We start from the raw sequence: 10089 nt of genomic DNA, 5'->3' as shown, positions 1-10089 counted from the left end.
CAACATCTGCCTGTACTACCTGCCGCCGCTGGTGATCGCGTCGGTGGTGCTGTGGAGCTACCACCCGGTGCTGGTGCTCGTGCTGATCGGCCTGATCCTGGTCACCTGCGTGATCGTGATCCCGCTGATCCGCCGCCGCCAGCAGCTGGTCGACCAGCGCGAGGCGGCCATCGCCCGGGTCTCGGGCCACGTGGCCGACACCCTGTCGAACATGGACGCGGTGCGGGCCTTCGCGGCCGAGGGGCGCGAGGGCGCCGAGCACCGCGAGCGCGCCGCCGAGCAGCGCCGGGTCACCATCCGCTCGTGGGACTACGCCAACCTCCGCATCGACACGATCATCGCGCCGATGTCCGTGCTCACCAACGCCCTGGGCCTGCTGCTCGCGGTGGCCCTGAGCGGCGGGACGCTCGGCGTGGAGGCGATCGTGGTCGCGTTCACCTACTTCACCAACGCGACCCGGATCATGTTCGAGTTCAACAACATCTACCGGCGGCTGGAGAGCTCCCTGACCGAGGCGGCCCAGTTCACCGAGCTGCTGCTCACCCCGCCGGAGGTGGTGGACCCGGTCGAGCCGGTGCCGCTGCGCCCGTCCACGGCCGAGGTCCGCTTCCAGGACGTGACCTTCGCTCACGCCGGCGCGCCACCCCTGTTCACCGGCCTGGACCTGACCGTGGCGGGTGGCAGCAGGATCGGCCTGGTCGGCCGGTCCGGAGGCGGCAAGAGCACCCTCACCCGGCTGCTGCTGCGATTGATGGACATCCAGGGCGGCCGGATCCTGGTCGGCGGCCAGGACATCGCCCAACTGCGCCAGGCGGACCTGCGCAGCCTCATGGCGTACGTGCCGCAGGACCCGGCCATGTTCCACCGGACCCTGTGGGAGAACATCGCCTTCGCGCGGCCGGACGCCACCGACGCCGAGGTGCGGAACGCGGCGCGGGCCGCGCACGTCACGGAGTTCGCCGAGGCGCTGCCCGACGGGTTCGACACCCTGGTGGGGGAGCGGGGCGTCAAGCTGTCCGGCGGCCAGCGCCAGCGGGTGGCGCTCGCGCGGGCCATCCTGCGCGACGCGCCGATCCTGCTGCTCGACGAGGCGACCAGCGCGCTGGACTCGGAGAGCGAGGTCCTCGTCCAGGAGGCCCTGTGGCAGCTCATGGACGGCCGCACCGCGCTGGTGGTCGCCCACCGGCTCAGCACCGTGGTCCGCATGGACCGGCTGGTCGTGCTCGACCAGGGCCGGATCGTCGAGCAGGGCACGCACGACGAGCTGCTCACCGCGAACGGCGCTTACGCGCGCCTGTGGCGGCACCAGTCGGGCGGCTTCCTCGACGACGAGGCGGAGCTGTCCACTGTGGAGTCGAAGTAGGGCGGAGCCAGAGCAGGAGCCGGTGAGCTGATCGACCTCCGGTAGCCGCCGCGCCGGGGTCGGTCGGGCCTGAGTCGACCGGGCAGGCGGGGGCTGGGGCAGGTTGTGGGTTAGCCAGGTTGGTCAGGCTGGTCGGGTCGATCGGGCAGGTCGGTCCGGTACCTCAGGTCGGTCAGCGCCAGCACCTGCCCCGCCGCGCTGTTGGCCGGCGCGACCAGTTCAACGCCCAGCTCGGCGACGACTTCGTGCAGCAGCCGGACCCCGGCGCTGGCCAGGTGCGTCACCCCGGTCAAGTCCACCGCCAGGGGCCGCCCACCACCGCGGCTCGCGTTGAGCAGGGTGGTGTGCAGCAGCTCCGCGGTGTGGGCGTCGACCGGCCCGCGCACCGTCAGCACCGGGTGCGGTCCGCGCCGCAGGTCACTGGTCAGGGCGTCCCCGGAGCGGGTCACGGGCCGTTCCGGGTGGTCGAGGTGCGGCGCGCGGGTCAGCTCGAAGGCCATCCGCGCGGTGGTGCCGTCGTCGGCCGGCTCCACCTCCACCCGGTCGGCGAAGTGGCGCATCAGCGCCAGGCCGCGTCCCCGGTCGCCCGGCGACTCGGGCACGGGCCGCCACCGGCCCTGGTCGGTCACCGCGAACTCGGCGAAGCCGTCGTCGGACAGGTGGGCGTCGACCACCACCTCGCCATGGCCGTCGCCGTAGGCGTGCTCGATGGCGTTCGTGACCGCCTCGCCGATCGCGTGCTGCACCGCGAACGCGCGGTCGTCATCGACGTCCAGCGCGGCGAGCCAGTCCGCGATCCCGTGCCGCAGCCACGCCAGCGCGGCCGGCTTCGCGGGCAGCTCCAGGCGCAGGGGCGGCTGCCGCCGGCCCAGGTGCTGCGCGACGAGGATGGTCACGTCGTCCTCGTACCCGAGCCGGCCCATGCCCTCCACCGCGGCCACGCACAGCCGGTCGGCCAGGTCCTTCGGCCGCGCGCCCGCCTCGTCGGCCGGCCGACCCACCGCGGACGCGGTCGCCTCGGCCAGCGCGGACAGACCGGCCGCCAGGGGTCGGCCGGAGCGCTCGACCAGGCCGTCGGAGTACAGCAGCAGCGCGTCGTCCGGGCCGAGCCGGTCGTGCCACAGCGTGTTCGCGGGCCTGCCGACGCCGAGCGGGGCGTCGTGGCCGGAACCCACCAGGAACCGGGTCGTGCCGTCGGGGGAGACCACCAGCGCGGGCGGGTGCCCGCGGTTGACGCCGCGCAGCACGCCGGTCCCGGTGTCCAGCTCGACCAGGCACACGGTGGCGGCACGGGTCGCGGGCAGGCGGGCGGCGAAGGCGTCCAACTGCGCCACCACCGCCTCGACGTCCGCGCCCGACCACAGCGCGTTCAACGCGACCGTGCGCAACTGCCCCATCGCGGCGGCGGCCTCAGTCCCGTGCCCGACCACGTCACCGACCAGCAACGCCACCCGACCCGGAGACCGTTCCTCCTGCCCCGCTGAGCGCCCTGCGGCGTGCCCTCCTGCCTGTCCTCCTTCCCGTCCTCCCGTGATGGGCACGGCGTCGAACCAGTCGCCGCCGGCCGACTGCTCGTCGTCCGCGACCACGTACCGGGCGGCCAGCCGCACGCCGGGCAGGACCGGCAGGACGTCCGGCAGCAGGGCGCGTTGCAGCGTATGCACCACGTGCTGCACGGCCTGGTAGCGCTGTTCGGCCGTGCGGCGCGCGGACACCTGCTCGGTCACTTCCACCACGTGCGCGACCACACCGGTGACCGTGCCGTGCTCGTCGTGCAAGGGCAGGCAGGTGAAGGTGAAGAAGCCCTCCTCCAGCCGCCCGTCGCCGTCCCGGTCGACCAGCACCCGCCGTTCCCTGCCCACCACGACCCGACCAGCCGCGTAGCACTGCTCGATCAGGTCGAAGACCTGCTGACCGGCCACTTCCGGAACGGCCTCGCGCACCGGTCTGCCGAGGAGCTCGGGTCGGTGGCCGACGGAGGTGCGCGCCGCGCGGTTGGCCGCGACCACCACCAGGTCGGGTCCGCGAAACACCCAGACCGCGGCGGGAAGGTCCTCGAAGCAAGCCATGACGGCAGCCGGGTCGCCCGCTTGGGTGAGCGCCGACTCGGAATCGGGATCCATGATCAGCCCAGCCTAGGGTCGCGAGCACAGCCCTGCCCGTCGAGACCTGGTCGGCTCCCCCACACGGGGGAGCGCACGCGGCTGCCCGGTTTCCCGCGCCGAAATTCCCGCGCCAAGAGTCTGGTGCCAAGAGTCGTGCGCCAGAAGCCCTGTGCCGAGGGGCCTGCCCCCGGGAGCCCTGCGCCGAGGGTCGTGCGCCGAGGGTCGTGCGCCGAGGTTCCGGCGGGATCGCAAGGTGATCGTCAGGTCCGCCCGCGCCCGCGCGTGGGAGGCTCGTCCGTGTCCCCCTTCTCGACCGGCCGGCCGGTACCGGTCCACCCGCTCGTCACCACCGGGCGCGAGTCGTGACCGCCGGCAACGACACCGCCGTGCTCGTCGTCCAGGACGAGGACACCACCTCGCCTGACGATGTCGCCGCGTGGTTGCGCGACCGCATCGACGGCTGGCCCGCGGCGGACGTGCTCCTGATCGGCGTCGTGGTGGGGGAGTTGTTCGACAACGCCCGGCAGCACGGCTCGCCGCCGTTCGTGATCGAGCTGGTCCTCGACCGCTGGCGCGAACGCCTGGTGGTCAGCGTGCGCGACCGCGCCCTGCGCCCGAGCGGGGCGTGGCGGGCGGCGGCGGGGCTGACGCTGGTCGCCGCCCTGTCCGAGCGCTGGGGTGTGGTGTCGCAGGGACGCAACACGACCGTGTGGGCCGAGATCGCTTTTCGGGACTGACAACCCGCTGGTGCGCACCGAGCCCTGTGCTGGTTTGTTCAGGGCTCTTTATTGCTTCAGTGTTGCTTGAAAACAACACTGAGGGGTTGTGGTCGCCAGTATGAGCAGCGCATCAGAGATGGCCTTGATGTCACGGCGCCCTGCGGGAGTGGGTCACGGTAAGGCCTCCCGGAGCTGGCTCCAGCGTGGTGCTTGGCCGCTCGTGGTGCCGTCGATCGGGTCGATTCGGGGCACCGCCGGAGTGATCCACGCCCCGCGGTCCGCCTCCGCCGGTCGTCGATCGTCCACTGTGTACACGGTGGTGCAGGTGCCCGCGGTGAGGGCGCCGACGCCCAGGCCGAGCAGCACGACGAGGGTGGATTTTCTCTTGCACGACATGGTCGTCTCCTGGGACGTGCGAGGTCGGGACGGGAGTCGTCCGACGCGGCGCTGCCGGAAGCGTTGCGGCGTAGGAGGTTTCGGGCGGTCGACGACCGCGATCGAGCAGGAAGGGGTGAGGACGACCGCCCTCGGAATCGGCGCTATGGCAGGGGAGCGCCTGCTGTGATCTTAACGTGCGGCTTTGTGCCGCGGGGTTTTTCGGGCCCGAGTGAACTCGATCGTGTTACACCGGGCGGTGCGGCGGCCGCGGGTGTCAGGACCGCTGGAGGCGGCCGTACAGGCGTGGGTCGCCGCAGCCCGCGAAGTAGTCGGCGAACACCCGCTGCGCCGAGGCCAGTGGCAGCAGCGCGCCGTCCGGTTCCAGGGCCTGCTGGATCACCGGCAGGTCGCCGGGGTGCGCTCCGAGCGCCACCACCACCTCGGCCACCTGCTCGGCCTTGACCTGCGCGCCGATGCGCGCCAGGCACTCGCGCACCGCGATCGCGTCGGCCCGTGCGATCCGTTCGCCCAGTTCGACGGTCCGTCTCGGGTCCGCTGCCAGTGCCGCTGCGAACGCGGTCCCGGTGACCTCGTCGCGCGCGGGGTCGCCGAAGTCGGACACCAGGACCAGGGAGAGCACCTCGTAGGCGGTCCGCACGCGTTCCGCGCCGATGGACCTCGGGTCGAGCCGGAACGCGCGGATCAGCCGGTCGGCCACCGCCACCACGTCCCGCCTGCGCACCACGTCGTCGGCGTTGGCGTCGAACAACCGCAGCCGGCGGGTGAACCGTGCGACCAGGTCGCCCTCTGCCATGAACAGCCCCATCGCGACTCACGGTGCCACAACGGCGATGCGCTCCGTGGCGACCCACCCGTTCATTCCCTGAAAGAGTGAACCCATCACCCGGTTACCCGGGTGCGGTCTGTCGAATCGCGTCGCGGTCGGGTCAGATCGCGACGCGCAGGCCGCGCAGTTCGTAGCCCGCGATCTCCTCCTTGAACGCCACCCGGGGCGCGTTGGTCATCCGCAGTCCTTCCAGGGCGAACAGCCTGGTCAGGAACACGTCGGTCTCCAGCACGGCGATGTGCGAGCCGGGGCAGCGGTGCGCGCCGTCGCCGAAGGTCAGCCCGGTCGCGGCGGTGCCCTCGGCGAGCGGGCGGCCGGGTCGCACGGCCAGGGGTTCGGGTCCGACGGCGTCCGGGTCGAGGTTGGCGGTGTCCACGTCCACGCGGACCAGGGCGCCCGCGGGCACGGTCAGCGGTCCGTCCGGTCCCGGCACCTCGACGGGTTCGGTGGTGCGTCGCCGCAGGTGGCCGATGACCGGTTCGAGTCGCAGCAGTTCGTGCAGGACGGCGAACCGCCCGGGTTCGTCCGCCGCCAGGTAGCGGGCGCGCAGGGTGTCGTCGGTGAAGAGGTGCCAGGCCGAGAGCACGACGAACTCGCGGGTGGTGACCATGCCGGCCGCGGCGAAGGTGAGGCACTCGCCCAGGACCTCGCCGCTGTGGCACCCCTCGTCCAGCAGGTGTGAGATGAGGTCGTCGCGTCGCCGGGTCCGGCGTGCCCGCACGGCCGGTCGCACGTCGGCGAAGTAGAACGCCGACCAGTTGTGCACCTGCCGCCCCACCCAGTACAGGCCGCGCAGGCTGGTGAACCCGGGTGTGCCGAACCGCTCGGGGAAGAACCGCTCCAGTCGCGCCTGGATGCCGGGTCTGCTCTCGGTCAGCCCGATGACCGCCGAGGTGACGTCGATGGCCAGCCGGAACGCGAGGTCCGCCAGGTCGACCTCGCCGGCGGCGCGCAGTCGTCGCACCTGGTCGTCGGCGACGCGTTCGGCGATCGCCCGGTAGGTCTCGTCCACGCGCCGAGGTGTGAAGAAGCGGGCGGTCTGGCGGCGGTGTTCGCGGTGTTCGGGTCCGTCGCGGTAGAGCACCGGTCGTCGGACGCGGGCGGGCATGCGTTCCACGGTCTCCACGCCCAGCCCGGCCTGCCGGGTGCCGGTGGCGCGCAGGAACGCCCGTCCGGCCGCGTACCCGGTGATCCGCCACACGCCGTCGGGGTCCTGCCGGACGGGGCAGCCCGCGTGGGTGCCGCCGCGGTCGACCTTGCGAGCCTGGTCCACGGGTGCCTCCGGTGATCGGTCCGTCGAGCGTAGGGCTGGTGCCCGGGGGCGGGCCAGGGTTCGTCCGCGTGGGGAGGTGCGCCGTTCGGGGGAGGGGTGCCGTGTCGGCGACCGGTCGCGATGGGCGGTGCGGATGTGCTCGCACGGGGGGTCGGGGGTGGATCACCCCGGGTAGGTTCGCGGCATGGGCGGGTGGGGGACGGGGGCGCGCCGGAGCGGGTTCGTGCTGCTGCTCGCGGCGACCGCGTGCGCCGACGTGGCCGGTGGGGTGCTCGCCACGTCCGCGGTGCTGGTCGCGGCGGCGGTGGGCGGTGGCGCGGTGACCGCGGTGCTGGTGGTGAGCGGGTTGCCGTGGCTGTTGGTGGGTGTGCCGGTCGGGGCGCTGGTGGACCGGGTGGATCGGCGGGTGCTCCTGGTCCTGGCCAACGGTGGTCGTGCCGCGGCGGCCGGGGTACTGGGAGTGGTGCTGCTGGTGGGCGCGCCCGGTCTGCCGGTGCTGTTGGCCGTGGTGTTGGTGGCCGGGGTGCTCCAGGTGGTGGTGGACACGTGCGCGGAGACGGCCGTGCCGCACCTGGTCGAGCCGGCCGGGCGCACCGCCGCGAACGGTGCGTTGACCGTGGCCACGCGGCTGACGAACCAGTTCGCCGGGCCGCTGACCGCGGGTGTGCTGCACGAGTCGGGCGCGGTGGTGCCGCCCCTGGTCGCCGCCGGGATGTGCGGGCTGGCCGCGGTGATCACCTTGGTCGGTTCCCGCGCCGGGGGGTGGGGGGCCGGGGGCCGGCGGGCTGGGGGACCGGGCGCCGGGGGATCGGGTTCCGGGGAGCCGGGTGCCGGAGAACCCGGAGGTGGGGGTCCGGGCGGGGGAGGGGTTCGGGTCCGGGGGGGGGGGGGGCGGGGCTACCCCGGGGGGGGGGGGGGGGGGGGGGGGGGGGGGGGGGGGCCGGGGGTGGCGTGCCTCGGGGCTCGGTGACCTGTTGCGGAACCCGGTGCTGCGCATCCTGGTGATCACCAGTGGCGCGACCACCCTGGGCAGCGCCGCCCACGCCGCCGCCCTGGTGCTGTACGCGGTGCCGCCGGGTCCGCTCGGCCTGTCCGGCGCACAGTACGGGGTGGCCGTCGGCGCGGTGGGCCTCGGTGCGACGGTCGGTTCGCTGGTGACGGCGCGGCTGGTCGCGCTGCTGGGGTGGCCGCGCCTGCTGCTGCTGTCGCGGTTCGGCTGGAGCGCGGTGTTCGCGGCCCCGTTGACGGGCCTGCACGTGCCGCTGGTGGTCCTCGGCGCGGCCGGTGGCGTGCTGGGTGGCACGTGGGCGGTGCCGGCCTTGTCGATCCGGCAGGCCGTGGTGCCCGCCGGGCGACTGGGTCGGGTCGGCGGCGCCTACCGGGCACTGACGCAGGGGTGCCTGCCCGCGGGTGCGGCGGTGGGTGGTGCCGTGTCCGCGCTGTGGGGGCCTGCGGCGGTGTTCGCGGCCGTCACGGCGTGCACGTTGCTGTTGATCGTCCCGCTGCGCCGGACCTTCGCCGCGCACCGCGTTCGGCTACCCGGAGCCGTCGGGGCGGAAGGCCCTCCCGGTGGTGTCGCGGACGCGTCGGGGCGGGCACACTGGGTGCAGCGGTGCTTCCCCCGCCGCCGCACCAGGAGGGGGAGCGCATGACCAGGTACCGGGAGGCGTTGGCCGCCGCGGCGCGCGGTTGGCCGGTGATACCGCTGCGCCCGCACGGCAAGACGCCGGTCCTGCGCGGTTGGGAGGGTGAGGCCACCACCGATCGCGATCGCATCCGGCAGTGGTGGGCCCGTCGTCCGTGCAACATCGGCATCGCCTGCGGCCCGGCCGGGTTGCTGGTGGTCGACTTGGACGTGCCCCACGGCCGCGAGGCGTTCGCCCGTCGCGCCTGGCAGCACGGTGCCGAGGACCCGCGCGACACCTACACCGTGGCGACCGCGGGCGGGGGAGAGCACCGGTACTTCCTGGCGCCGGACGTGCCGCTGGGCAACAGCGTCGGCAGGGTGGCCCCGCACGTCGACACCCGCGGGATCGGCGGTTACGTGGTGGCCGCGGGTTCCCGCGTCGGTCACGGCCGCTACCGGGTGCTGAGGGACGTGCCCGTCGCGCCCGCGCCGGGGTGGTTGGTCGACGTGCTCGCCCCGCCGCCGCCCGAGCACGTCGAGATCCCGGTCCAGCGGCCCTCGCCCCGTCGCGTCGGCGCCTACCGGGACGCGGTGGTGGCGGGTGAGCTGGACCGCGTGCGCGAGGCGCGGCCCGGTGTCCGGGCCCACGTGGTGTTCACCGCGGCGTGCCGGTTGGGTGAGCTGGTCGGCGCGGGTTGGCTCGACGAGCACACCGCCGCGGACCTGCTGCTCGACGCCGCCTCGGTGCACGACGGGGTGGAGGGGTGGACCGGGCGGGAGGCCCGCCACCACGTCGACAACGGACTCGCCCTCGGCCGCCGCCGACCTCGCGCGCTGCGCTGAAACCCGGAACCGACCCCGCCGCGCCGACCCTCGCCGCACCGCAGTGGCCTGCCGCGCCGACCTGGTTGCCCAACCCCGCCGCGCCGACCCCGCCGCGTCAACCCCCGGCGCGCCGCCGCCGGCGCTCGCCCAGCCGCCGCAGCACCTCGATCGCCCGCAACCCCACCGTCGGCACCACCGCGCCCGCCCGCGCCATCACCGCCCGGTGCGCCGGCACCGTCCGCACCAGGCGGCGCCCGTCCAGCATCCCGACCGCCCGGTCGGCCACCTCCGCCGCCGACAGCAGCCCCCCGACGGAGGAGAACAGCACCGCCGAGGCCGGGTCCGACCGGACCTGCCGGACCATGTCGGTGTCCGCCGCGTCCGGGCAGCACGTCAGCACCCGCACCGGCACCCCGGCGCGCGTCAGGTCGCCCTGCAGGCCCAGCCCGAAGTTCAGCACCGCCGCCTTGGTCGCCGCGTACAGCGCCAACCCGGGCACCGGCCCCAGCGCCGACATCGACGAGACGTTGAGCACCGTGCCGCCGTGCCCGCGCATCGCCTCCACCGCCGCCCGGCTGCCGTGCACCACGCCCAGCACGTTGACCTCGACCAGTCGCCGCACCGCGTCGTCGTCGTGCTCCCACGCCGCGCCGGTGGCCAGCACGCCGGCGTTGTTCACCCACAGCGACAGCCTGCCCAGGTCGGCGGCGCGGGCCGCGACCTCCCGGTGCGCCGCCGGGTCCCGCACGTCCGCCACGACCCCGAGGCCGTCGAGCCCGGCCGCCGCGGCGGTGACCGCGTCGTCCAGGTCGGTCAGCACCACCCGGTACCCGCGCCCGCGCAACCGCCGCGCGATCTCCAGCCCGAACCCGCGCGCCGCCCCGGTCACCACCGCCACGTCCACGCGGTGACCCTAACCAGGTCGGGGTCGGCCCGCTCACTGGACGGAGGG

General features: G+C 74.4%; 10 protein-coding genes. 4 read left to right on the top strand and 6 right to left on the bottom strand.

Annotated elements, in window-relative coordinates; translation table 11 throughout:
* On the top strand, positions 1–1363 hold a 1363-nt coding region (locus tag ACFV4N_RS33320; protein ID WP_499676629.1), incomplete at its 5' end, for an ABC transporter ATP-binding protein.
* Between the two features lie 110 nt (positions 1364–1473).
* On the opposite strand, the gene ACFV4N_RS33315 is transcribed toward ACFV4N_RS33320, so the two are convergent.
* On the bottom strand, positions 1474–3486 hold the full coding sequence (locus tag ACFV4N_RS33315; protein WP_499676628.1) for a SpoIIE family protein phosphatase: 2013 nt from the start codon (positions 3484–3486) through the stop codon (positions 1474–1476).
* 344 nt (positions 3487–3830) lie between these two features.
* On the opposite strand from ACFV4N_RS33315, the gene ACFV4N_RS33310 reads away from it, so the two are divergent.
* Positions 3831–4205 (top strand): ATP-binding protein, encoded by a 375-nt coding sequence (locus ACFV4N_RS33310; RefSeq protein ID WP_499676627.1) that lies wholly within the window; start codon positions 3831–3833, stop codon positions 4203–4205.
* A gap of 153 nt (positions 4206–4358) precedes the next feature.
* Here the strand turns inward: ACFV4N_RS33310 and ACFV4N_RS33305 are convergent, their stop codons facing one another.
* The 4 genes from ACFV4N_RS33305 to ACFV4N_RS33290 form a co-directional block, all read right to left on the bottom strand.
* A complete protein-coding gene (locus ACFV4N_RS33305; RefSeq protein WP_499676626.1) occupies positions 4359–4583 on the bottom strand; it encodes a hypothetical protein in 225 nt (74 codons plus the stop codon).
* Positions 4584–4839: 256 nt separating this feature from the next.
* The gene (locus ACFV4N_RS33300) at positions 4840–5391 is read right to left on the bottom strand and encodes a hypothetical protein (protein WP_499676625.1); all 552 of its coding nucleotides are present in this window, start codon (positions 5389–5391) and stop codon (positions 4840–4842) included.
* 121 nt (positions 5392–5512) lie between these two features.
* Positions 5513–6685, bottom strand: a complete 1173-nt coding sequence (locus ACFV4N_RS33295) for a cytochrome P450 (protein ID WP_499676624.1) — start codon at positions 6683–6685, stop codon at positions 5513–5515.
* 162 nt (positions 6686–6847) lie between these two features.
* The gene (locus tag ACFV4N_RS33290) at positions 6848–7423 is read right to left on the bottom strand and encodes a hypothetical protein (protein WP_499676623.1); all 576 of its coding nucleotides are present in this window, start codon (positions 7421–7423) and stop codon (positions 6848–6850) included.
* A 236-nt stretch (positions 7424–7659) separates the two neighbouring features.
* Here ACFV4N_RS33290 and ACFV4N_RS33285 point away from each other — a divergent pair, with 236 nt between their 5' ends.
* Positions 7660–8337 carry an MFS transporter gene (locus ACFV4N_RS33285; protein ID WP_499676622.1) on the top strand — a complete coding sequence of 226 codons (678 nt, stop codon included), beginning with the start codon at positions 7660–7662 and terminating at the stop codon, positions 8335–8337.
* Positions 8334–9155, top strand: a complete 822-nt coding sequence (locus tag ACFV4N_RS33280; protein WP_499676621.1) for a bifunctional DNA primase/polymerase — start codon at positions 8334–8336, stop codon at positions 9153–9155. Before ACFV4N_RS33285 ends, ACFV4N_RS33280 begins: the two co-directional genes overlap by 4 nt.
* A 97-nt stretch (positions 9156–9252) precedes the next feature.
* Here ACFV4N_RS33280 and ACFV4N_RS33275 read toward each other — a convergent pair whose 3' ends face one another.
* Positions 9253–10041, bottom strand: a complete 789-nt coding sequence (locus tag ACFV4N_RS33275; protein ID WP_499676620.1) for an SDR family NAD(P)-dependent oxidoreductase — start codon at positions 10039–10041, stop codon at positions 9253–9255.
* Positions 10042–10089: the final 48 nt, after the last annotated feature.

This window comes from Actinosynnema sp. NPDC059797 (genome assembly GCF_042732085.1).
In the GTDB taxonomy this organism is placed as follows: Bacteria; Actinomycetota; Actinomycetes; order Mycobacteriales; family Pseudonocardiaceae; genus Actinosynnema.
Note: the sequence above shows the minus strand (reverse complement) of the source record. Positions and strands in the feature narration are given on the sequence as shown.